Origin of the sequence: Methylobacter sp. (assembly GCF_036845245.1) — a bacterium.
Taxonomy (GTDB): domain Bacteria; phylum Pseudomonadota; class Gammaproteobacteria; order Methylococcales; family Methylomonadaceae; genus Methylobacter_A.
This window is the reverse complement of the sequence record NZ_DAIUEH010000012.1, coordinates 61472-85518: the sequence shown is the minus strand read 5'-3', so window position 1 is coordinate 85518 and position 24047 is coordinate 61472. Positions and strand designations below refer to the sequence as shown.

At 48.6% G+C, this 24047-nt stretch carries 22 protein-coding genes; 4 read left to right on the top strand and 18 right to left on the bottom strand.

Annotation, left to right across the window (positions count from 1 at the left end):
- Positions 1–69: 69 nt before the first annotated feature.
- On the bottom strand, positions 70–3300 hold the full coding sequence (gene recC / locus V7051_RS07460) for an exodeoxyribonuclease V subunit gamma (protein ID WP_333874313.1): 3231 nt from the start codon (positions 3298–3300) through the stop codon (positions 70–72).
- Positions 3301–3538: 238 nt separating this feature from the next.
- On the opposite strand from recC, the gene rpiA reads away from it, so the two are divergent.
- From rpiA to V7051_RS07445, 3 genes are all read left to right on the top strand, one after another.
- Entirely contained in the window at positions 3539–4192 is a 654-nt protein-coding gene (rpiA, locus tag V7051_RS07455) for a ribose-5-phosphate isomerase RpiA (protein ID WP_333874312.1), read from the top strand.
- 221 nt (positions 4193–4413) lie between these two features.
- On the top strand, positions 4414–4740 hold the full coding sequence (locus tag V7051_RS07450) for a type II toxin-antitoxin system RelE/ParE family toxin (protein ID WP_333874311.1): 327 nt from the start codon (positions 4414–4416) through the stop codon (positions 4738–4740).
- A complete protein-coding gene (locus V7051_RS07445) occupies positions 4737–5024 on the top strand; it encodes a helix-turn-helix domain-containing protein (RefSeq protein ID WP_333874310.1) in 288 nt (95 codons plus the stop codon). The genes V7051_RS07450 and V7051_RS07445 overlap by 4 nt, the downstream gene beginning before the upstream one ends.
- Before the next feature lie 182 nt (positions 5025–5206).
- Here the strand turns inward: V7051_RS07445 and gspD are convergent, their stop codons facing one another.
- The 11 genes from gspD to gspE are packed head-to-tail and all read right to left on the bottom strand — an operon-like array spanning position 5207 to position 15845.
- Positions 5207–7351, bottom strand: a complete 2145-nt coding sequence (gene gspD, locus V7051_RS07440; protein ID WP_333874309.1) for a type II secretion system secretin GspD — start codon at positions 7349–7351, stop codon at positions 5207–5209.
- Positions 7348–8031 carry a hypothetical protein gene (locus V7051_RS07435; protein ID WP_333874308.1) on the bottom strand — a complete coding sequence of 228 codons (684 nt, stop codon included), beginning with the start codon at positions 8029–8031 and terminating at the stop codon, positions 7348–7350. The genes gspD and V7051_RS07435 overlap by 4 nt, the downstream gene beginning before the upstream one ends.
- Complete coding sequence (gene gspM, locus V7051_RS07430; protein ID WP_333874307.1) at positions 8028–8615, bottom strand: type II secretion system protein GspM; 588 nt, start codon at positions 8613–8615, stop codon at positions 8028–8030. Before gspM ends, V7051_RS07435 begins: the two co-directional genes overlap by 4 nt.
- Positions 8612–9832, bottom strand: coding sequence for a PilN domain-containing protein (locus V7051_RS07425; RefSeq protein WP_333874306.1), 1221 nt, complete (start codon positions 9830–9832; stop codon positions 8612–8614). The genes gspM and V7051_RS07425 overlap by 4 nt, the downstream gene beginning before the upstream one ends.
- Positions 9807–10814, bottom strand: a complete 1008-nt coding sequence (locus V7051_RS07420; RefSeq protein WP_333874305.1) for a general secretion pathway protein GspK — start codon at positions 10812–10814, stop codon at positions 9807–9809. Before V7051_RS07420 ends, V7051_RS07425 begins: the two co-directional genes overlap by 26 nt.
- On the bottom strand, positions 10811–11623 hold the full coding sequence (locus V7051_RS07415; RefSeq protein ID WP_333874304.1) for a prepilin-type N-terminal cleavage/methylation domain-containing protein: 813 nt from the start codon (positions 11621–11623) through the stop codon (positions 10811–10813). The genes V7051_RS07420 and V7051_RS07415 overlap by 4 nt, the downstream gene beginning before the upstream one ends.
- Entirely contained in the window at positions 11620–12021 is a 402-nt protein-coding gene (locus tag V7051_RS07410) for a type IV pilus modification PilV family protein (RefSeq protein ID WP_333874303.1), read from the bottom strand. The genes V7051_RS07415 and V7051_RS07410 overlap by 4 nt, the downstream gene beginning before the upstream one ends.
- A complete protein-coding gene (locus V7051_RS07405; protein WP_333874302.1) occupies positions 12014–12475 on the bottom strand; it encodes a GspH/FimT family protein in 462 nt (153 codons plus the stop codon). Before V7051_RS07405 ends, V7051_RS07410 begins: the two co-directional genes overlap by 8 nt.
- A complete protein-coding gene (gene gspG / locus V7051_RS07400; RefSeq protein WP_333874330.1) occupies positions 12466–12921 on the bottom strand; it encodes a type II secretion system major pseudopilin GspG in 456 nt (151 codons plus the stop codon). The genes V7051_RS07405 and gspG overlap by 10 nt, the downstream gene beginning before the upstream one ends.
- Positions 12922–12948: 27 nt before the next feature.
- Positions 12949–14163 (bottom strand): type II secretion system F family protein, encoded by a 1215-nt coding sequence (locus tag V7051_RS07395; protein WP_333874301.1) that lies wholly within the window; start codon positions 14161–14163, stop codon positions 12949–12951.
- The gene (gene gspE, locus V7051_RS07390; RefSeq protein ID WP_333874300.1) at positions 14163–15845 is read right to left on the bottom strand and encodes a type II secretion system ATPase GspE; all 1683 of its coding nucleotides are present in this window, start codon (positions 15843–15845) and stop codon (positions 14163–14165) included. The genes V7051_RS07395 and gspE overlap by 1 nt, the downstream gene beginning before the upstream one ends.
- A gap of 470 nt (positions 15846–16315) precedes the next feature.
- Here gspE and V7051_RS07385 point away from each other — a divergent pair, with 470 nt between their 5' ends.
- On the top strand, positions 16316–16651 hold the full coding sequence (locus tag V7051_RS07385; protein ID WP_333874299.1) for a phage holin family protein: 336 nt from the start codon (positions 16316–16318) through the stop codon (positions 16649–16651).
- A gap of 122 nt (positions 16652–16773) precedes the next feature.
- Here the strand turns inward: V7051_RS07385 and V7051_RS07380 are convergent, their stop codons facing one another.
- From V7051_RS07380 to V7051_RS07355, 6 genes are all read right to left on the bottom strand, one after another.
- Complete coding sequence (locus V7051_RS07380; protein WP_333874298.1) at positions 16774–18402, bottom strand: fused MFS/spermidine synthase; 1629 nt, start codon at positions 18400–18402, stop codon at positions 16774–16776.
- Between the two features lie 51 nt (positions 18403–18453).
- Positions 18454–19383: an FAD:protein FMN transferase gene (locus V7051_RS07375; RefSeq protein WP_333874297.1), complete on the bottom strand. Its 930-nt coding sequence runs from the start codon at positions 19381–19383 to the stop codon at positions 18454–18456.
- Positions 19384–19511: 128 nt separating this feature from the next.
- Entirely contained in the window at positions 19512–22283 is a 2772-nt protein-coding gene (locus tag V7051_RS07370; RefSeq protein ID WP_333874296.1) for a DUF3570 domain-containing protein, read from the bottom strand.
- Positions 22270–22491 (bottom strand): DUF4266 domain-containing protein, encoded by a 222-nt coding sequence (locus V7051_RS07365; RefSeq protein ID WP_334181130.1) that lies wholly within the window; start codon positions 22489–22491, stop codon positions 22270–22272. Before V7051_RS07365 ends, V7051_RS07370 begins: the two co-directional genes overlap by 14 nt.
- A gap of 213 nt (positions 22492–22704) precedes the next feature.
- On the bottom strand, positions 22705–23220 hold the full coding sequence (locus V7051_RS07360) for a TlpA family protein disulfide reductase (protein WP_333874295.1): 516 nt from the start codon (positions 23218–23220) through the stop codon (positions 22705–22707).
- Between the two features lie 94 nt (positions 23221–23314).
- Positions 23315–23773 carry a hypothetical protein gene (locus V7051_RS07355; protein ID WP_333874294.1) on the bottom strand — a complete coding sequence of 153 codons (459 nt, stop codon included), beginning with the start codon at positions 23771–23773 and terminating at the stop codon, positions 23315–23317.
- Positions 23774–24047 lie beyond the last annotated feature (274 nt).

The following is a 24047-nucleotide window of genomic DNA, read 5'->3' as shown; positions in this document are numbered from 1 at the left end:
AAATGCAGTTATTGAATAACAAGGTTAAGGCCAATCTAACGCTCAACATTTCTAGTGTCAACTGCGCCATTAATGCGTCGCATCCCAAACCGGTTGTAAGAAACTTTGGCATTGCCGCTCAAACGACTCGCCCAATACCAGCCCGATGTCCGCTACGTTACCGTAAAGCCGCCTGAGTTCCGGCTCGTACGGCTGCTGGACGGCTCTGGATAAATGTTCGATTGCGGCATCCAGCGCCGACTTTGACGCCCGGTTGCTGCCTGCCAGCTTATGGGCTTGTTTGATATAGGCCAATGCCGGATCGACAAAAAACGCATCGGGCTGTTTACGACCCAAGCGGTAGATTTCTATCAACGCAGCCAGATAATCCGATTGGCAATGTTCGGGCAACAGGCTTAAGTCTTCATCGGTGCTGAGCAGAAACGTCGGCTGCATGCCCGCGAATACGCCGGACATTGCCGCGGCATTGACTCTAGCCAGCGCAGCCTGATCGGGAGACAGTATCCCGGACGGCTGCCCGTGGTTAATAATCAGGTGATGCAACAGCGCGCAGATAAAATCCCTGCCTTTAAGATCGGCGTAGCGATAAAACAGGCTGCCGTTTTGATAACGGTTGCCAAGTTTACCCACCAGTCGGTAGCCTTTGACGATCAGGTCTATCGGCAGATCGTCCAAACGCTCACCCAGGTTTTTGGCTTTTATCCGCTCGACAAAGTCATTAATCACTCTTTGTTGCCGCTCAAACTCCAGCTCGCCCGGTGTACCGGCCAGCCAGCGGCCTTGCGCCTGGAGCTTTTTTACCGACATCGGTTTGCCGTTTAGCGCTTCCTGTATCCATTCGTGATAAATACTGTAAGCGTCCAGCGTTGCAATGCTAAACGGCTCACGCTCTTCGGCGGCAATCTCCATGCGACTAAAGCGCAAGTCCATTTGCCGCTGCATGAAATAACGTTGCGGATGCCGGAAAAAACTGAACAATTCACTGAGTTCAATCACTTCCATGTCTACAGTGTCTTCGGAGATTGTGCCTTGCCACCATATACTCGCAGGAGCTGCCGCCTCTCCGTTCCTGCCGGACAATGCCTTCGCGGTTTCGCAATCGCTTTCCGAAAAACTGAACAAACCCGCTGTCCCGTCAAAATAGCGCCGACTGAACGGTTGTAACGGATGCCGGGTAATTAGGTCGTTACCGCTCGGCAAGACTTCGAGCAATTCGCTGATAACCACCGACGGCGGAATCGGATCGTTGTGACTGATCGATTGACCGATATAAGTCACAATCAGCTGCTGTCTGGCCGATAACAGGATTTCCAAGAATTGGTAGCGGTCGTCGGCGCGATGCGAGCGGTCGCCTTTGCGGAAATTGTGTGCGAGCAAGTCAAAAGTCGGGTGACGGTCGACTTTGGGAAACTCGCCGTCATTCATGCCCAACAGCGCAATCACCTTGAATGGGATTGAGCGCATCGGCAACATCGAGCAAAAGGTCAGCTGGCCGCGTAAAAAACCGTTGGCCGATTTGCGCTCGGCCACCATGCCTTTCAGCCAGCTGACGATGACTTGCAGTTCCACATCGTCGTTATGCACGGTGGCGGGCTCGGCGGATAATTCGGCCAGCAGTTCGTTGAGCTGCTGGCGTTCGACCGGTTCCGCAGCAGCCAATAACTGGTCGGCGTAATAATAAAGCTGGGCGCTCCAGCTTTTTAATGGTTTCGCCTGCTTGAGTTCCTTATCCGCTTTAAACAGCAGTTGCATAAAATCGCACAATCCGCCCAATGCCAGCGCCGATGAACCTTCAATATCCTTGTAAGGCAGCACGTCGCCGGAAGCTAAGGTAACAAAATATTCGTCCTCGCCTACAGCATAGCCCATCAGCAACCTTTCCAGCGCCGCTTGCCAGGTATTTTCGCTCAGCTCGGGCAAGCCGAGTTCCTGCTTGTGTTGAGCCGACTTGCCCCAACAGACATGGGTATCCTGTAGCCAATGTTTGATCAGTTCCAGGTCTACTTCGGACAAACCGAAACCCGGATACACCACCGGCTGCTCCAGCAAATCGAGCACAGATTGCCGTCCGAAACGGCTTTGGCTTAAATCCAGAAAACGGATGAAGGCGTCCAGTGCGCTATTGCTCAGGCGTAAACTTCGGTCCGCAATCGCATGTTGAATATCGTCGAAAACTGCGGAAATAAACGGCTCATACAGCTGAATATCCGGCGCCATCACCACAATATCGCGCAGCTCCAGCGTCGGGTCGCTTTCCAGTGTTTGCAGCAGCTGGTTTTTTAACACCTCCACTTCGCGCATTTTGGAATGACAGGCATGAATGCTGATGGAATTATCTTGTTGCAAAGGCTCTGCCGCGCCATCCGGGCTGTTATTTAAAATAGCGTTTTGCAGGCGTTGCAGGTTGGTGTGCGCTTCGCTGAGTTCGAAGCTTTCCGGATCAAAATCGAACTGCGCCTGCTCCAGCAACATTTCCTGAAACTCACGGCCTTGCTGGCCTAATGTTGACAGCAACGGGTGGCCGGTAAAATTTTCTTCGTCGGTGGCTCGCTGGCGCTTGCTAGCCAGATCGGCCCAAAAATCCTGGGCTGGATTGAGCAGGAAAAGATGCAGCTGGCAATGTTTGGACAGGCCTTGTAGATAGCTTAAAAATAGCGGCGGCATGGTGTTAAGCCCGAACACCGAAATCCGCTCCGGTAACTGCTGACTGAATGCACCTTCCTCTGCGTTATTCAATTTGGCGATCGCATCCAGCCATAATGAGCCGCGGTGCTTGTTGCCGGTCTGGGCGGTTATTTGCAGCCACAGCGCCTGCTGCCAGCGTTCGGTTGTTGTTTGATATAACAGCTGGCCTTTTTGCCACATTTCCAGCATATCCGGACGCATCATCTGGTACTGGTCGAAAATCTGCGCCAGTTGCTGGGCCAGTTGGTAGCGTTTTAATGCGATATTTTCGCCGGACAGGTATTGCGTTAGCGGTAAAAACGCATCTCCCTCAAGTCTACGAAGCAGTGCCTCGATCCGCCAATGCATCAAATTACGCTCAAAAGCCGCGTCGCTTAAGCGGCTGTCGATGCTTTGCGCCAGGGAGCTGAAAAATTTGCCCGGAAATAAAAACTCGTAATTGCCCCAGACCTTAAATTGACTGGCTAACTGCTGTGATAACCAGCGCTCCATGCCCTGACTTTGAATCAAGAAAACTTCTTTTGCAAATGGCGAGCTCAGCGGCGAGTTTTCGATGACTGTGGTCAGGTGAACGACCAGGTTTTCTGTCTTATTGGAGCTGTGCAGGATGAACATGAGTAGCTTAATTTATTGTAGGCATTTTTAAAATCCAACTAGGAATCGTTGTGTAAATTTTGTCCTGAGAACGTAGGGCGTGCCGTGCGCGCCTTTGAAGCCAAGGCGCACACGGCACGCCCTACGAGATAGCCTTTATCGGGCACGGCTGATCAAGAACAAAACTTTTCCGTATAACGCTATCTGCTGTATTATCACACACCATTTACTTACTAATAACTAAAATCAGGATGGCCTTATGACGCAAGACGAATTAAAACAAAAAGTAGCTCAAGCCGCTTTGGAGTATGTTAAAGGTGTCGGCATAGTCGGCGTAGGCACCGGCTCCACGGTGAAACATTTCATCAATTATCTGGCCGATATTAAGGGCGATATTGAAGGCGCGGTCTCCAGTTCCGAGATGAGCACCGCCCAGTTAAAAGAGCTCGGCATTCCTGTGCTGGACCTGAACACAGTCGGCACGCTGGATGTTTATGTCGATGGCGCTGACGAAGTGACCCCGCATAAACATATGGTCAAGGGCGGCGGCGGCGCGTTGACCCGCGAAAAAATCATTGCCGCAGCTAGTAAGAAATTCATCTGCATCGTCGACGAAACCAAGTGCGTCGATGTATTGGGTAAATTTCCGTTGCCGGTCGAAGTTATCCCGATGGCCAGAAGTTATGTCGCACGGGAACTGGTTAAATTAGGCGGTCAGCCGGTGTGGCGGGAAAACTTTATTACCGACAACCACAATGTGATTCTCGATGTGCATAATCTGGACATTATCGATCCGATCAAACTGGAACAAATCATCAACAACATTACCGGCGTAGTAACAGTCGGCATTTTTGCGATGCGCCCTGCGGATGTGGTGCTGGTCGGCAAAGGCGACCAAGTCATCACGTTATAAAACATTTTGTAGGCCGGTTAAGCTACACAAAACCGGCCTACTGCTCCATTGCTTGATTTGCAGTACTCACCGTTTAACATATAAGTCCATTGTGCAGCGAGATTGAAATTCACAATGCAAGACTTGAGTGTTAATACCCTATGTTCGCTCGCAGCGCATATCCCGATAAAGTCGATACCTTTACAAATTTGTTTTTTATACTTAAACGGATATAATTTCGCATGAAACCCATCCGATTTCTCGGCGACTCGCTTAAACGCTTACGCGAATTTCCAAACAATGCCAAACAAGATGCCGGATACCAACTAGACAAAGTGCAAAATGGTCAGCAACCTGACGATTTTAAGCCGATGCCGGTCATTGGCAACGGAGTTGAAGAAATCAGGGTATGGGACGATACCGGGACTTTCAGGGTGGTCTATACCGCACGTTGGCTGGATGCGGTCTACGTCCTACACGCATTCCAGAAAAAAACACAAGTAACATCGAAACGTGATCTGGAAGTCGCAAAAGCCCGTTACGCACAATTATTGAGAGGTGAAATATGAGTTCAGCAACAATCGAAACTTACGCCAATGTCTGGGATGCCATTACCGACACACCTGAGGAAGCTGCGAACCTGCGTGTGCGCAGCGAACTGATGAACAAGATTGCCGCTATTGTGGCGGCAAAAGGCTGGACGCAAGTGGAAGCGGCGGCGCATTGCGGCGTGACTCAACCCCGTGTCAACGATTTGCTGCGGGGCCGAATCTCACGATTTTCCCTCGATGCCTTAGTGAACATAGCCGCGGCACTGGGCCTGCGCGTACATATCGAACTCGAAGCCGCCTGACTTTATCGCCGGGGGCAACTGGCTGTTTAGCGCTAACGATTAGCGAAAAACCTTACCGTACTTTTTCCTTGACGGCAGTATTTTTTGTATCCCTTCCGATACCTTCATATCCTTTCTTTTAGCATTAAGCCGCCACTGCTAGCGTGCATCAATCGCTGTGCAGACTTGTGCGGAACTGTCTATTAATTTGTGGTCGTCCGATTGATATAAACAGGGACTTCCTCATAAATTCCGGTTAATTTACGTTTGAATTCATCAGAAATCAGCCTGGAATCCTGCTTGCTTTTTACTACGCGCGGGGTAATCAAAACCACCAACTCAGTTTTATCCTTGTTGATGGTGGTATTGCCGAATAACGGCCCTATCCAGGGTATGTCATATAGCAACGGAATTCCGGATTTAGTGATACCGTTATTTTCTGTGATCAAACCGCCCAGTACTATCGTTTCCCCATCCAGTACCGCTACTGAACTTTCAATCTCTTTTTTGTTAATGGTAGCGGTCGATGTAACCCCGTTCGTTTGCGGTACGACACCACTGACAATTTGTTTGATTTCCATAATGACCATACCGTTCGCATTGACTCTGGGGGTAACGTCCAGCGTAACACCGGTATCTTTATATTGAATTGAACTGCCTACCGCTATGCTGGGAGTCGTCGTTCCTCCGGAGATAGGGACCGACGTGGTGCTGGTTTGTATAGGCACCTGATCGCCGACATTTATTTTCGCTTGCTGATTATTCAACACCATCAAGGACGGTGAAGAGATGACATTGATATTATTCTTGGCGGCCAATGCGCTTAATAACGCATTGACAACGCCCGAGTTATAGACTGCGCTCAGACCGCCTGTCGCAAAAGCGGCCCCGGTTGCTGTCGCTACTGCGCCAAGCGTCGTTGTACCCGTACCGCTGCCGATGCTGCTGCCGCCGTGATCTAAAAACCATTGTATGCCGTATTTTAAATCGTCTTTTAAATCGACCGAGACTATCGTCGCATCGATCAATACCTGCAACGGCAAGGTATCAAGTTGATTGATAATCGGCAGTATGATTTCGTATTCGCGAGGCGTAGCCACAACAACCAATGAATTATTGGCTTTATCGGCAATAATTTTGACATCTTCCACATTGGCTACTGACTCCGCACCTGTTCCGGCGCGGTTAGACGCACGGTTTTCGGTTTTAGATTTATTATCCGTCGGTTGCTTATTGGTCATTTCAGCGGCGTCTTTTCCGGGCGAAACCTTTGCTGTTTTATTTGCAGATTGCGCGCCCGTGAAAATCTCATTCAAGGTATTGGCCAGTTCTTCGGCATCGGAATGCTGGACTTTATAGACGTTGACCCCACCGCCAGACTCTGAATTTGCCTTATCCAGCCTGAATATCCAGCTTTCAATATCATGTAAATATCTGGCTTGATGAGTAATCGCCATCACCGCATTCAGGCGTTCGATTGGAATAAAACGAAAAAAGTCGGACTTTTCTGCGTTCTCTCCTTTGTTAAAAACTTCATCCAGCTCTTTAATAACGGTTTCCGGATCAACATGGGCTAACGGAAACAAGCCAAAAGACCGTCCTTTCAACACATCAATATCAAAAGTGCTGACCATATCCATGACGCGCGACAATTCCTCGGGCGTTCCGGACACCACCAAAATATTGCGCGTTCCATCGACCGTGAGTATGGTTTTTTCCTGCACCAAAGGTTTTATAACTTTAACAATATCCTCGACCGCCACATTTCTAACCGGAATAACTTTGGCCTGATAGCCGGCCCCTCCGGCACCGCCGGGAACCGAGAAGCTGGAGCTGAACAGTGCTTCCGTCGCAGGCTCTATGTGATAAATTTTACCGTCTTTAACCAAAACCGCATTATTCATCCTCAATACCATTTCCAGGGTAGGCAGCAACTCGTCTTTGGTTAAGGGCTCTGTTGTCTGCAAAGTGACCTTGCCCGCCACTTTCGGGCTGAGCACATAGTTTTGTCCGAGTATGTCGCTTAAAACAACTTTGGCCACTTCCCCAAGATCCGCGTCATCAAAATTCAAACTGTATGAACCCTCGCCGCTCTTGCTTTTTTTATGCGGTGTTGCCTCCGGTACAAACCGGTTTGTGCCGAAAAACAATTCAGGCTTGCTTTGCGTTGTTTCAGCAGCAGGCGCTTTGTTTTGCAGCTCTTTAAACGGCACACTGGTTTGCTCGTTTTTGACAGGCGACAACGGCAATTTGGTATTTAGCTTGGGACCGAGCAGCTCACAACTTGACAGCGCTAAACCAGCGGCCATTAAACAGGAAGTTGTTGTTATCTTTTTTATATTAATCATCGGTTACTCTCGGATGTATCTCCAGTAGTGTCTGCCGGAGGTTCAGGATTAGCTGCGGGAACAGGTGCTGGCGCTGGAGCAGGAGCTGGAACAGGTGGCTGTGAAAATGGAGAAGGAGCCGATGCAGGTGCCTGTGAAAATGGCGATGGTCTGTTTGCCCCCGGCGGTAATGCTTTTAATTTTGGTTTTCGAAGCAGTAATTCTTTTTCGTTAGTACCTTGTTTCAGCAGAGCCCTGTCCCTGCTTATTTCAATCAGTTTCCAACCATCAAGGTCATCGCCTACGGTTATTTTCCGATAATTATCTTTGGCAACCTTTGATCTAGACCGGCCGAATAACGCCAATGTGGTTTTCTTTGTACTGTAAACTCCGTTCAACTGCCAGTCAAAGCTCTCCAACTTGGTACCCCCTCCTTGCGCTGTTTCGGGACGCACCTCATCTACAGCTCTTCTGCCTTTAATAAATAACGGCCTGGTAACCAAATCAACATAACTGTCTTCCGGCTGTTTTGCCAACGCTATTGTGGGCAACTCATCCGCTTTATAGTTTTGCGGCTTTGCCGAGAGGATCGATGTCAGTAATCGATGCCTCATATAACTTGCATATAACCACTCTACGGCAATAATCAAACAAAGACTAATGCAGACAGATACCAGCAATTTGATAAGTTTACTATTCATTCCGGCTGCTTTCTCATAAAACTAACCGCTTGAAAATTAATATCCAATTCGTTACTCAGCTCGATCTGCTGTGTCATCCTGCTTCTTATACCGCGTATCGGCCTTATCTCTATCTGATTGATAATAATCAGCGGGGTTGATGTTTCTATCTTGTACAGCACAGCCCGTAGCACTTGGCTATTGCCGGTCATTCTTACACTGACGGTTATCCGGCTAAATTCATTTTTGATGGTGACAGGAAGCGCCTGAGTACTGCTCAACTGCCCGCCTGCCTCTACAATCGTTTTTTTAATAAACTCCTGAAGCTCTGCGGAGGCCAAAGCGCCGGTACTCTGCTTGTTCAAAAGCCCGCTTTTTTGATATTGCTCTTGTATCGCGCGCATGTTTTCAATGACTGCGTCTTTTCTTGCCAAAACCCGCTCATATTGCTCCAGCTTAAAAACAAGATTATTTTTGACCTCGTGCAGATCCAGGCCTTTGTTAACCACTGGTACGATAACGACCAGGCTGACAATCAGTATCGCCGCAACTAACAGCGCAATGGCCGACCATCGCTGTATTTGCTTATTGCCGACATCAATCACTTGCGTCTCCCCATCGCGCTGGTGACGGTGTGTTGTGTGCCGCTAGCCAGTCGGGAACCGCCGTGGCTAGCGCCAAATATGCCGGAAACCGGCGCAGCGTTCGGCTGCGCGGATGGAGACGGCGCAACTGCCGGGGTAACGTCAACCGTAATCTGGAAGCGCTCTTGCCCGCTGATTTTATCCTGGGTAACCGGCGAGACGAAACTGGCGTTGGCAAGCAATTTGGAGTCTTCCAAAGCGCCGAGCAACGCTGAAGCGGCGGGCGATTCGCCCTGTATTTGCAGGTGTCCGTCTGCGTACTGTAAATAGGACAGCCAGGTATTATCTTTTATTAATAAACTTAAGGTATTGAGCATATCAACTATCGTCGGCGCCGCATTTTTCTGCTCTATTAATAACTGTGTTTCATGTATCATCGCATCAATCTCCAGCTGCAAGGCTTTAACTTCCTTCGCATCCTTTTCTACGGCGTCGATTTTTTCCTGTAACACATTGACCGTATGAGATTCGAACCAGACCGGAAATATCAGCGCGGCACCCAGCAGTAGACATATCGCCGCAATCAAACCCGTATAAACCAGACGCGGTGTATTTGCAGGTTTGTCCCTTAGGTCTTCCGGTAATAAATTATAGCCTTCATAACGTTGCTCAAGATCATTTGGCGTCTCCTGATAATCGACGAATAGCGGCGACATGCCCATTGCTTTGACGTCTTCATACAATGCATCAAGTGTTTCTCTCGGCGTTAGCACCAGCATGACTCGCATTTGCCCGGGCTCATGCTCTCCTTTCAGAGGCTTAACCGCAAAATAAACCTGTTCCGCCTTAAACGGCGTATAGCGATCAAGTTCGTAGGCAATAACCTGGGACAGGTTTTCTTTTACCGCGGCCGGTAAGGCAAGCTCTTTTTGAATGGCTTCGTTTCCTGATAACCGGAGTATTAAATCCGCTTTAGCCAAGCGTTCATCTTTGGCTAACAAGGCTTTATATTGTGCGATGCCGGAAACGTTACGCTCCAGTATTGCCAAAGACTCGGCCTGGTCATTAAGCAGGTAGGTCAGCGCCAGCCGGTTACCTTCGGGACGGACGATAATAAACCCCTGCTTCTCATTAACCAGCTGCCTGATTTTTTCAGGCACCAAAAAGTCAAGCTCGCGCAACCACCAGCGGAAGAACTTTTTAATATCCAGATCAATTGTTGAATTCAGGTTCAGCATACTGTCTCACTAGCAACGCATCTTTTTCATCTATAAACAATGAACCACCCACCTCGACGTTGCGCTGCCATTTCAGAACCTGAAACGGCGACATTCCCGTCGGACTATTCGATTTTTTTATCAGCGCATCGATAGTAGCTGTGGAGCCATCATCCAACAACGCTTCGGTGATAACCGTCATCACAACTTCTTGTTTTGTTGCGTCATTGACTGCTGTTACCGGCATGCTCACTCCTGTTTGCCCAGACACTGTGCCCAAAGTAGAGAGCACTGGAACTGCCGGTGCGGGCAGGCCGTTTATCGCGCTTTCCTGTCTGGCAGCAATATATTCGTCTACCAATCCGGTATCCATTCCCGGCAATACATATAAAACCTCTTTGGCAGCCTGGGCCAAATCAACTTTGGGCTGTCCCGAATGGATCGTAACCAGGCTTTCAATCCACTTGAAGATCTGTTCATTCATACCCAATACCAGCTGCAATTCCTCAATAGATTGAAACGGCTTGTTGCGAGGCTGATAACTTAATCCAGCGTCTTTATATTCTTCTTTCTCCGCGCCATCTATCCGCACCAGGTCATCCCCATCACGCCAATCGAGAATAGCATTAACCAATTTGGTTTGCAGCTCGGCATCAACAGGCGCGTGAACCATCAGCCCTTGTAACAGGTCCTGATCCGCACTATTGAGATCCACCTTGCCTGTTTCAGATAGTAACCGGACACGGACTTTCGAATCCGCGTAATCTATTTGATAAATACTGCCATCGGTATGCCAGCGTTGCAGCTGATCGGGATTCATTACCATCAGCTCCGCGATCGCAAGCCCTGATTCTGCGACAGCCGCGGCCTGGGCAGTGCTACTGCTGCCAGCGGTAATGCCCGCTTCCCGCCGCATACTAAGAGCAAAACTGCCGGCCATAATAGTCAGCAGACTCAACACCCACAAAACCAGAACGAGCGCAAAACCCCCGGACCTGGTCAATTGCCGACCCCTATGCCTAACGGTGCCGCGTTTACTCCAGTCCCTGTCCCTGCATCTGCAACTTTAAGCTCTATAACCATTTCCGGCCAAAAAACGCCATCCGTCGTGTGGATGGTGATTTTGACCAGCTTGGGCTGAACATCCTTTTCCAACCAGTCGTCCTGCCAACTGTTTTTGCTCGCATCATCATCGGCAGCGCCAAAATAAGCCAGCTCAAAATCGCTGACATGCTTTAACAAAACCGCCTCTTCCCGGTGCCATTCTTTGCCTTCGGCCACCGGAAAAAACGGCGTTAGCGTCACGTTAATAACCTGCTCTTTACCTTGTCGCTGCGGCTGTATCGAAAAAAGCTGCATGCCTGCCCTGCCGACGCTTGCAGGAAATACCGAAACAAACTGCAAGGACTTTTTTTTGCCTTGAAAAGAAAAGGCGTTATTCTTGTCTTTCATCCCCGCGCCGGCTCCTGACTGGCCTGCGGTATTCCCATCATTGCCGGCGTTCCCGGTGTCGGTTCCCGACTGACCCGCGGCATCCCTATCATCCCCGGTCATAAAATCATTCGATACCGGTATCGCTGACGATAAATGCCGTTGAAAAAAGTTATAGACGACGGCGACCTCATTCACTTCGGTTATTTTGTTTTCCCCTTTTTCCCAGCTTTGGGCGCAAATTCTTAAGCTGCTGAACAATAACACGACCATGATGCTTAACAGGCTCATTGCTATCAGGACTTCAATCAATGTGAAGCCCGCGGCGTATCCTAAACCGGGAATGCGTGCCCCGCCGTCTTGAACCTGAGCTTTCCTCATACCATTTTATTCGCCAGTTTCAAGGTTATTAACTGAACCTGCCTGCCGCCAACACCGGCTTTATCACCCCAACTTACGATAACCTTAACCTTAAAAAGCACTGCCGCTATGGTCGTGAGATCTAAATCTTCAGCCGTGAATTGGAACAGGCTAACGGACACGTGCCAATGGTATTTTCCATTTTCAACGCCGGTAGATTCCGTCGGTTTCAAAGGTGTTTCCATACTTGTCTGAGCCATTATAGATTCAGCAATCTGGACGGCTGCGTTATATTCTTCGGCCACGCCCGCGGTATTAACACCGGCAGAAAATATCTTCAGCAAAATCCCTAAGGAAAGCGCCAGAATTGAAAACGCGATCAGTATTTCCAGTAACGAAAAGCCGTGCTGTTTATTCATTTTCAAGTTCAATCTGGCCGGTCAACCAATTTATATCGGTTTTCCAAACTGTCTGTCCCCGCTCCAGCGTGATCCTTCCTCCGGTGGACGAGCCATCGGCAAAAAAACGGATGCTCGCTGTGCCTTCTCCGCTTAATTCGGTTTGCGCAGTCACCACGGTGATGTCAATATCGCCGGGTATTTGATAACGCTTGTCCCTCCCGCTGACTGTATAACTGTTGTCGCCCAGATTAAGGGTAACCGTGGTTTCCTGATGGGTCATTAAAGCCTGCCCCCTGGCGAAACGTAACGCTGAAACTATATCTCTGGCTGCGGCCTTGATTTTTGTAGAGTCACTTCCAGAGGACAGGTTAAGACCGATCACCGAAAAACCCAAAACAACGACAAAAAGCACCACGACCAATTCCAGCAGGGTAAATCCTTTACAGCGTTGTGCCGTATCAGTTATTCCCAACTGACAATATCCTGGTCTTCTCCTGTACCGCCTTCCTTGGCATCCGCCCCAAAGGAAAACAAATCAAATTTCCCGTGCTCGCCGGGGAAAACATAATGATATTCCTGCTGCCACGGGTCTACCGGCATTTTGGCTTTACGTAAATAAGGGCCATTCCAGCGTTTGCCGCCGTCGGGTGATTCAATTAAAGACTTCAAGCCTTCTCCGGAACTCGGATAATTGCCCAAGTCGAGTTTGTACATATCCAGGGCGGCGGCCAGATCTTCAATCTGCACTTTTGCCGCTTTGGTTTTGGATTCGCCCATGTGTTTCATGACCTGAGGCCCGACTATTCCGGCCAGCATCGCAATAATACCCAGCACGACCAACAACTCAAGCAAGGTAAACCCGGCTTCGACAATCGGCCAACTGGCATACAAGCCATTGCCGGCAATAAGTTTTTTCATTTGTTTCATAATGTAGAATTTCTCCGTTTAAAAAGCTAAGTCGTTAACACTGAGGATAGCCAGCAAAATCGATACAATGATGCCTGCGATCATCAGTCCTAATGAAATTATCAAGGCCGGTTCCAGCAATGCCAGCAGCCGTTGTATCGATACTCTAAGCTGCTTATCGTAAATAGTCGCCACACGTAGCAGCATTTCTTCCAAGCGTCCTGTTTCTTCACCCATTTTGATCATTTGCATGGCCATTTTTGGGAATATTCCTTTCTCCAGCAACGCATCCGACATATTTCTACCCTGTTTCAACTGCTCTTCGGTATCTTGAATGGCCGCCGCCAAAACCAGGTTGTCGACTGTTTCCCGAACGATAACCAAAGCAGACAGGATCGAAACGCCGTTACCCAATAAGGTGCCCAGCGTGCGGCTGATGTTGGCGGTTTCCTTGTTCAGGATAATCGTCCCGGCCAACGGCAGCTTTAAAAAACGGCCGTCCCAAACTTTCTTTTTGACCGGATCGGCCATTTGCAGATTCATATAGCTGGTTATTAAAAGAACGCCCAAAATCAATACCCACCAATAGCTCTGCAACCATTCGGCCAGCCCCACCACGATCTGCGTCGATACCGGTAGCGCCTTGCCTGCGCTTTCGAACATTTCTGAAAATTGCGGTACCACAAAGGTCAACATCACAAACAAAGAAGCCAATGACATGATCAGCAAGATGGCCGGGTAAATCAATGCGGTACTGACCGTTTCTTTTAATTCACGGGAGCGCTCTAGGTATTCGGCCAAGCGCGTTAATACTTCGCCCAAACTGCCTCCAGCTTCACCGGCGCGTATCATGTTCAGATAGAACTTACTGAAAATGCCTGACTGTTTTTCCAACGCATCGGCCAGTGTAGAACCGCCTTTGACTTTTTCCAGAACCCTGCCGATCAGCTTGGTCACCCGTTCATTGTCTTCAGTCAAATCCATCAATACCAGCAAAGACTTGTCCAAAGGCAAGCCGGATTCCAGCAAAGTCGCCAACTCCCCGGTAAACAAGGCGATGTCTTTTGGCGATAATTTGGACTGTTTTATACCAAGTTTTAAGCCCAAAAACGATTTTGCACTGGCCGGTATAACACGAATAGGGATATAACCTTCTGTTTGCAATGTCGCAATCAAATGCTGTTCGTCAACCGCATCTCTGACGCCTTCTTCGGTCTCGCCAAGACTATTAACCGCTTTATAAGCAAATAACATTATGTTTCCGACGTTACCCGCAGCACTTCTTCCAAGGTTGTAATGCCTTGCAGGGCTTTGACCAGGCCGTTTTCATACATCGTGGTCATGCCTTCTTCAATAGCGAGCCGTTGAATAGCGCCGGCTTCTTCATGTGCCATAATTAATTTGCGCAAAGGATCGGTCATTTGCAGGAATTCAATAATCGCCAGCCGTCCGCGATAACCTAAGCCGCCGCAAGACGGGCAGCCGACCGGTTTGTATAAGACAATATCGCCCGCCGGAGCAAACCGCCGCAGCTTCATGCCTTCGACGATATCCGCCGGAGGCGTATAGCGCTGCTTGCATTCGGGGCACAATTTTCTGACCAGACGTTGCGCCAATATGCCGTTAACGGTGGAGGTGAGCAGGTATTCTTCAAGGCCCATATCGAGCAATCGGGTGACGCCGCCCGCCGCGTCGTTGGTATGCAGCGTCGAAAGCACTAAATGCCCGGTCAACGCCGATTGCACGGCGATTCTTGCAGTCTCCAGGTCGCGCATCTCGCCGATCATGATCACGTCGGGGTCTTGCCGCACTATAGAACGCAACGCCGACGCAAAGGTCAGGCCTATTTGCGGTTTTGCCTGAATCTGGTTGACCCCTTCCATCTGGTATTCCACGGGGTCTTCAACCGTGATGATTTTTCGCTCGGAAGTATTAAGCTGCTTTAACGCAGCGTACATGGTCGTCGATTTTCCGCTTCCGGTTGGGCCGGTAATCAGGATAATGCCGTGCGGCTGAGACAGTACATCGATAAACTGCTGTAAATGCTTGCCGGAAAAGCCCAGCATCGCGAAATCCAGCACGGTGGTTTCCTTGTCCAGCAAACGGATCACCACGCTTTCGCCGTACATCGTCGGTATCGTAGAAACCCGCAAGTCCAGTTCCTTACCCAGCATTTGCACCTTGATACGGCCATCCTGCGGTAGGCGGCGTTCGGCAATGTTTAGCTTGGCCATAATCTTGATACGCGAAATCACTGCGGCGGTAGATTTGACCGACGGCGCTTCAATATCCTTCAATACGCCATCGACACGCAACCTGACTTTCAAGGATTGTTCAAAAGGTTCAATGTGGATATCGGAGGCTCTGGTTTCAATAGCCCGTTGCATGATCAAATTGACCATCTTGATAACCGGCGCTTCACTGGCCAGGTCTTTTAAATGCTCAAGGTCTTCTTCGCGCAGATCATCGACGCTGAAATCGTCAGTAAGTTTATCCGTTTGCGAGAGGCTTTCGCCATACTGTACTTCCAGCGCTGCATCAATCTCCGAAAGCAGGCCGACTTTGGGGATTATATTTTTTCCGGTCGCCAGTTTTAACGCGTCAATGACAAACCGGTCTTCGGGGTCCATCAGGGCAACGGTAATATCTTTGCCCTGACTTAAACCGATAACATGATAGTTTTTTAAAAACCGCAACGGCACCGTTTCCGGCAGTTGCATTTCCAGCGGATATTGCTCCGGTGCAACCTTCTCAAACCGGCCTGACTCGACAAAAGCATCGGCGACATCCAGCTCCGAACACAAACCGAGCTTAACCAGCAACTGCGGTACAGTTTCCGAGACCGATGTTTTCTGCACCCGCTCAACTTTTTTCAATTCTGTGACGGAAAGTTTCTGTTTATCTTGCAAAACAGTTAGCAACGATTCATATGCCATTATCCTGGAAGTCGATAGGTATTTTATTAGTGATTTAAGAATAGAGGGTTAGACTTGCTCAAGCAATAAGTATTATCGCTTATTGCTTGAGCTTGCCATTTAGCGGATCATTTATAATAATAAAATCTCATGTATTTTAATTTGGCCTGTTTTATTATGGGTCAAACCCTGTTGTTTGTTCATAACGACAATAAATTTTTGCCTGTTTGTTGAATTTGCGCAGATTACAGAGTGACGATTAAGGCATACTTAAATACTGCCAGCCTCACTGACGCCTATTCCTTTTCAAATCAAGACCAGATTTTTCGGGCTTTATCCCCATTTCCCGGGGCGGCAGTTTAATATAACAAAAAGCGCCCATCGCCAAAAGTAGACGCTGTACAAAGCCAATGACAGCCTATCGTAGTTGTGGTGAGTGCCTAGCGCCGATACCTTATATCTTACAACTTTAAATCTGATCGGAGGTGTTTATGTTCTCGTTCTTTGCACATTTAATTTTGTCAGCAGGCTTGCTGCTGCTGATGGCCCACCTCGTCCGCGGCGTTCAAGTGGAAGGCTGGGGTTCCGCAATTATCGGCGCAATTGTTCTCGGTTTCGTGAATGCCGTCATCCGGCCGATCATGATTTTTCTTACCTTGCCTCTCACGGTTATCAGCTTTGGGCTCTTTCTGCTGGTGATCAACGCACTGATGCTTTTGTTGATGGCAGCACTGGTTCCCGGCATCCGCGTTCAAGGTTTTTGGCCCGCACTGGTCGGAAGCCTGGTGCTCACGCTGCTCAATGTTGTGGTTGAGTTCTTTATATAGCTTTATAGACCGGGCAACAGTAAATCGGCTCATGATTAAAATCTTCTTTCAACAACAAGCGGTTCGGCATATTCGACCTGTCCCGGTTTGCTAAATAAAGATACCAGTATGCATCTAACCGCTTAACGCACCAAAATATCAGCACCAAACCAATCAGCAAGCACATGCCTGTAATGTTCTGCTTTTTGGGTTTGCAGATGTTCAAGCGGATTAAGGTTATCGGTAAGAAGAACGCCCTGATTCTTGTTCACGGTATAAATCCTGTTTTGTAACCAAGCAACTTGGTCTGGCAGAAGCGATTTGGAAGTCAGATCGATGGGACGGTTAGCCATCAGAAAAATGAAATCGTTATAATCCTCGCCGGGCTCGGCAATAAATACGGATTGATGTGGAAACACCTGTTCAATGGTTCGCGAAACGGACGACAGGGCCGCATTTTTGTCACTAGAGAAAGCTACAAAATTGAGCGCGAGGATACCATCATTTGACAGTAATCCCCGTAGCTGAGCCAATGTCTCGACAGTTAACAAGTGCGCCGGCTCAGATCCACCAGTGAAACAATCATGGATAATTAAGTCGTAAGGCCCTTTTAAATGACCAATTTCATAACGTGCGTCACCGACTATAGCTTGGCCGGTGGGCTTAAAACCAAAATACTTAGACGCGGCATCTGCAACTGCCGGATCAATCTCCAAGGTATCCGTGACAATCCCGTAGCGATCATGCAGAGTCTTTGCCATATGACCCGCACCAAGGCCAATAATCAAGGCTCGAGACATTTTAGGCGCCAAAGCGGGCATCAAACTGACCATTTCTTGATAGCCGAGCCGATTTTTACCATTGGAGATATTGGCCGCACCAATCATAGACGCATCAGAAGTAAGGAACCGAAGGTCGCGCGACTGCTCTTCTATTACCCGAACCCATCCGTACAGGCTTTCACGTTCGGACAGGATTTGAAAGTTTTTTCCACCTGTATAAGCATGCCCTGCACTTACCACCTTAGGTAGCAAGCAAGCTGCCATTATCGCCAACAGAACACTTGGTAAAATGGCAATAGTTACACCTAATTGTTTTTGCTCATAGATAGCCACAACGATTGCCAGTATGAGAAGAGAAATGCCCAGGCCGATCAATATCTCTCGGGATCCTATTAAAGGGAATAGAAAAAAACCCAACAGCAAAGTACCAACCACACTCCCAACCGTACTGACCGCATAAATAGAACCCGCACTGGAGCCAACACCATCCAAGCGCAAGGTCGACATTTTAATAGCGAAGGGCCCTACCATACCAAGCATAGTTAGGCTGGGAGAGAACAACACGAGCGCGCTGACAAAAGCGCCTGCACGCAACCCCAGAGGATCGGTAGCCAATAATACCAATCGGGTTACCCATGGAATCAGCAGCGTAAATACGGCAGCTAGCGCAATAATAAGTGAAAGTCCGGTGCGTTTCGCCCTGTCAGCCCACAAACCGCCGATAAAATAGCCCATAGCAAGCGCAATCATTGTGACAGAAATTAATGACGACCAGACATAAAGGCTGGCGCCATAAAAAGGGGCAATCATTCGTGTACCCAGAAGCTCTATCACCATAACCGATGCACCGGTTAGAAAAACGGTCAGGTAAAGGCCTGCGCGTCCGAAGCTATTCAAAGAGTTGTTTGTCATATTTTTATCTATTTTGTTGTTGTAATCTTCAGAGTGCGATGGAAAAATCTCAATTACCTTTATTGATGAGTGCGACATTCACGCTCATTGAAACATTCAGTCGTCCATATTCTGCGCTCTATGTCGGACTTATTTTTGCGCGCCATTGGCACCAACGAGTGTTCCGCCAACTTCACCCTGCACATTCACCCATAAATGAGGTAGCCCCAAGCTTTCCAACCAAGCGGGGCCACTATCTTCCTTCAACATCGCGATAGTGGAAGCACTACCGGCGACTACACAAAAATCACCGACCACGCTAACCGCCGCCAGGTGTTTCACCGGCCAACCGGTTTTAGGATTGAGTACATGACCGTAACGCACACCATCCACCATAATGCAGCGTTCGTAATCGCCGCTGCTGGCCAAGGCTCCCTCCCGCAAAGAAATTGTCTGCATTACGGCTTCTTCCCGCCGGGGATGACGTATGCCGACTTGCCACGGACTGCCATCGGCACGAGGGCCGATGATTTTTATGTCACCGCCTAAATTAACTACGCCATGGCGAATGCCCGCCGCCTGACATAATGTTGCGGCGCGATCAACGGCGTATTCTTTAACCACGCCACCGAAATCAATTTCCATGCCCGGAGTTGAAAATTCAAGTACCGGCGGCGCCCAGTGCAATTTGTGCCAGCCGACTTTATCCAGCAGCTCCTGAATTTGCGCCTGCTCCGGCAACTTACTCAGATCAAAACGCCAGGCGCGACGCAAAATGCCCGAGGTAATGTCAAACAAACCATCGCTCTGGTCATAACAGATCGCCGCATAATTCAGCAACCCTGCCGTTTCATCATCTACCGTAATACAACCGCCGGCCGCCGCCGCGCGATTGATGCCGGAGAGCAAACTGTCGCTACGGTAGCGGGAATAAAGCGCTTCGAGCCGATAAACGTCGGCTATGGCGGAGTCCGCAACCCTTCTGGCCTCGGCATGATTTTCAGCAAATAGTTGTATCTCGCAAGGAGACCCCATGGCCTTGAAGGCATGGCGATAATAGTTCAAGCTCTTCGCTTTCATTCTAAAATTCCCGGCTCACCCACTGGGTGGGCGGTAAGCGAATTGCAACGATCCTGTTTTATAAGAACTTTGTCATGTTTAACCGCTTTTTTCAGCATTCAATAGACTCAAGGATACTAAATTGCATATTAAAATGCATAACTCCAAGTAGCCGAAAGCGCGCCACTACTGGGTAGCTGGTAACCATTGACATCGTTACTTACGGGCTGGAGCCATTCGAAACTCAGATTATTGCCCTGCAAATCGCCTGTCGGCACAAAAGCGTTGAGACCAAATCCGACATCCCAAAAACGCCCGCCGTAGTTGGATGCATAATCCAACGGTCCCAATCGATTGAATGTGCCGTTGTATGCGCCACTAACCGAACCTTGGACGGTGTAAACGCCTCGCACTGAAGCCGAGAGCCAATCCAGCAGACTGTAGCTACCCCACGCGGTAGACTGAAATATATTGCCAAAAGCAAAGCCCGATTCATTTTTATTTTCAAGACGCACAGTGGTGTTGAACTGTGCCCCCCAGGAATACTTATCCATCTTTCCCGTGTAAGTGATGCTCGGCTTGAAATCCCAGGTACCGCTGCCCAGTTGCATACCGTAATGCTGAAAGCCGACATCGATTCGATGAGTATCCCTGAACTTGACGCCTACATCGCCGGTCGGGGCGCTGAGCCCTAAGGTTGCATGCAAATGATGATCGGCTTCATCGAATAGCTTGACCATCGCATACATACCGGTATCGCCGATGCCGCCCGTCGTGTGCTCATGCAAGGTGTGATGATCGATCAATGCTTGCTGATCGAAAGTTGCCGTTGGCGCTCCGTTCAGTACTCTTGTGGTCATATTCATATCGACGAATTGAGGCATCAACATCAATGTTAACCAGTCGGTAGGAGCATACATCAGGTCGAGCATGATCATGTTCATGTTCATCCCGCTCGACGTATCAAAGCATGGATTGCCTTCACAGCCATTGTTTACGATGGCTTGATCGCTGACGTCATTCAAACCGTGAAGCATGCTGCCGCCCTGAGAAGCGCGCATGTAGCGGGCGCCGACCATGACATCGCCGGACTTATCCAGCATATGATCGAACATGACGCCGGCCGGCGCATGGCTGCCGTGGTGTCCATGATGGCTATGCTCGCCATGGCCACTACCGGCCATGGAAAGTGTCGATAAATCGACCTTCAAAACCCCATTGACCATATAAGAGTTGTAATCCGCATAAGAACCTTCGCCGCCGCCACCCAGTTTCAATGAGCCGGCATGAGTATAGTATTCGGCGCTAGCCTCCAAGGTAATACCTTTGGCGAATTGCTTGCTTAATGTGATGCCTCCGCTTAAAGCACCGAATCCTGAAAGACGTTGATCGCTGGAATAATTGGCTGGAAGCTTGCCGGCGTCAAACGGGGCAGTTTTATTAATCGGGTTGACTATCGTTTCATCGACAATATTACCTTTCGCATCAATTAAATTAAAATACTGATCGCGAAAATAAACTTGTCCATTATTGGGATGATCAGCTGAAACCAAAACAGGTCTCCCGCTCGCATCTACGACGTTGTGAATAAGGGCTTGAGTGGATACGATATACGGGGTATAAAAATCGGCAGCCGATTGGGAGTAATAGCGCACCTTCGGTGTAATAGTCCAGTTGTTGCCCAACGGCTGGACCCAATCCGCTTCGAAAGTATGGGCATTGATTCCCCAGTCATCGTGAAAAAACCGGTAATCAAAATGTAACGCCGCATCCAGACCGTCAATGTGTTGAACGTAACGCAAATTTTCAGTCCATTGATTACGCATATCAGGCCGTTTTTCAAGTAAGCCGATAGCAACCCCGCTTAATACGTCGCCGGTTTGCAAAGGATTAACGAATGCGGCCTCCACTGTTTTATAAGGATTTGCCATATAACCGGAGCTGCGGGTATATCCTACGCTCGCTTCAATTTGCGCGTGCTCATTCACTACTTGGGTTACGCCAAAAACTGTCCCCCAATCCTGTCGATTACCCTTCAGGATGGTATTTCCTCCCTGCTTTGTAATCTGGCTGCTGTTCGAGGTGATATTGTGAACGTTAAAACCTCCGCTTGTATCCCAAATATAAGGAGTGGCATCGTGATCAAGTATCGCGCGAGTATCGCTGTTGGTGTAACTCAAACCCAAATTCAAGCTGGTCAGCTTCCGGTTCAAGTCCCAGCGCCCGGCCAGGTTGCCAAATCGGGATTCATAATCGTTTTCTACGGAAATGCCGCCGCCAACATCCAGCACAGCTTCATTCCACTCGTAACTCAACTTGAAATCGCCTTGATTGCGTGTCTCCGGCGAGGCCGAGGAAATCGTATGCACTAATTGGGTGTCCTTAACGTATGTATTGGTTAAAGGATTCCGTATGAGCGGGTTAAGTTGTCTATCGAATACTACATTATTGTTTTGTAAAAAGGGCGTTGCTCCCGAAATCACCCCTCCCTCTTTATTACCGCCAAAAGATAACGGTGCAGTCGCAATCGGCGAAGCTCCGCTCCAGGTGTCTTTAGTGTAGTTGAATGCAAATTTCACTCGATCCGACAGCTTGATTTTCGAACTGCCCAGAAGGCTATTTACTTCAATGGGTTTAAATCGGCTCTTTACTCCGAAAAGATTACGGTTACTTTCCTGGTAATATCCATATGAAAACCCGGCCTCTTCTTCGGCAGCATGAACCGGTGAAGACATCAATCCAGGCAAAGATAAAGCGGCGGCGGTCAGCGCCTGCAATGACGCACTTGCTGATGTTGTCGGTTTCGGTTTGCTCCTGCCGATTAACAGACGGCCGATAAAGCGTCTATAAGCAGTCGTAAGTAACGAACTGCCCATGTTTTCTGCAAAAAATTTTCTTGATGTGGATTTAGTAACAGCCACAGCCACCCCCGCCAGCGGAGCTACTGCCTGAAGCAGCTTCGCGACTGTTGTATATATGGGCGTGAAATGTACTCTGTATTGGATAAGGATCGAGAGACATCTGTGGCTTGGCCAGCTTGCCCCGTTGCCACGGCGCTACTGGAGCACAACCCGAAGCACAGACGACCAAAGCGAATAGTAACGTCGCCAGCGCGTAAGTTGTCTTCATTTGTTGTTCCTCATCATCTGATGTTTACCACTTCTTTTTTGTCGCAAGGTCTTTAGCTTATAAGTCATATTGCATATGCCGGGTAGCTAAGAGGATAAAAGATGACCCGCAAAAATTGATCCTATTGCAATAAAGGCAAACGATCCGATTTTTAAAATTTTGTTAATTATCTTCATTATCAAGGTCGGTGTGCCTTTTTGCATATAGCTTCGCTTATTCCTGCCCGGACTTCTCCGCCAACAACTGTTCTGCAAGAACGCGAAGCGCCTTAGCCTCTCCGGGCCGGAAACCAAAATGTATATGACGAATAACGCCATGCCTATCGACCAAGTAGGCAGTTGGCATGGCCTTGACATCTAAGTCTCTGGCACACTTCTCGTTTATATCGCTCGCCACAGAAAAGTTTGCCGGATATTTGGCAAGAAATGCCTTGGCATCCTCGGGTTCCTGATCCAGGTTAATACCTATAACCTGCAGCCCGCTATCTTTGAGGTCGCGATTCAGATCGTTCAGGAATGGAAAGGATTTCGCGCAGGGAGGACACCAGGATGCCCAGAAATCCACATAAAGCACTTTATCGTGAAATTGTTTCAGGCTATACGATTGCTCGCCATTCATTGACGATAAAAGGCAATCAGGCGCATTGCCGCCAACCTCTGCCGCTATTATCGTACGAATTGGAGTAACCGTCAGTGCGGCGAAAAGTAAAACTAATATTCGCTGGTTCATATATGAATTTATTGATAAATGGTTAAATGGAACCGTGCAGATAAATTTTTTGCTGTTTGAACAGCCCTTGATTGATTGCAATCAAGGGCGACCATTATTGGACTTGAAAGACGGAAATATCCGTACCTGTATGATCACCGGCACTAGTCAGGCAATGGTAAATGATATCGAAGATTCGCACACCGGCATCGGTTTTTGAGACGGATATGTAGTAAGTTCCGGGACCACCATTTAAAGACACACCCGCACTATAGTTTGCGTCCCCTGAAACGGTATCGGTGGTAGTTGTCATTTGCGTCCCTTTATATATATGAAAGCTCGTCAATAATCCGGGTATCGGAGCGGACATATCTTTAATCTGGGCAAAAAGACGGGATGGCGTTCCGCTGCCATCGTCAAAACAACTCACTGCGGCAAGATCGGTTGCGCTTGCATTATTGCTGCCAGCGTCTATGGGTCCTCCCGCATTATGGGCCAGTGCAAAATTCGCGTATCCTACCGCTACCAAAAGCGATGCGCTTATAAAAGCGTTTTTAAAAAATGTATTTTTCATGAAAATATCCTCGTTTCGCTAGCGTACTAGCTAAAATTAACCTTAAATAATCTCTTGCCCTGTCCATATCGTCCGGAAAGGGAAATTTAGTTTTTATTATGCCGGTACGGACTCGTTTCTCATTGACAAGAGAAAGTGGAAACCGCTGTTGAAATTTGTCAGCTCAAAAACTGCCAAATCCGGCTCTTTTGATTCAAAAAACATTAACTCTCCAAATATAACTGCCCTGTTTCTTTATTGTTTGCTTTTGCATATTCCACTCATCAGCTCATCC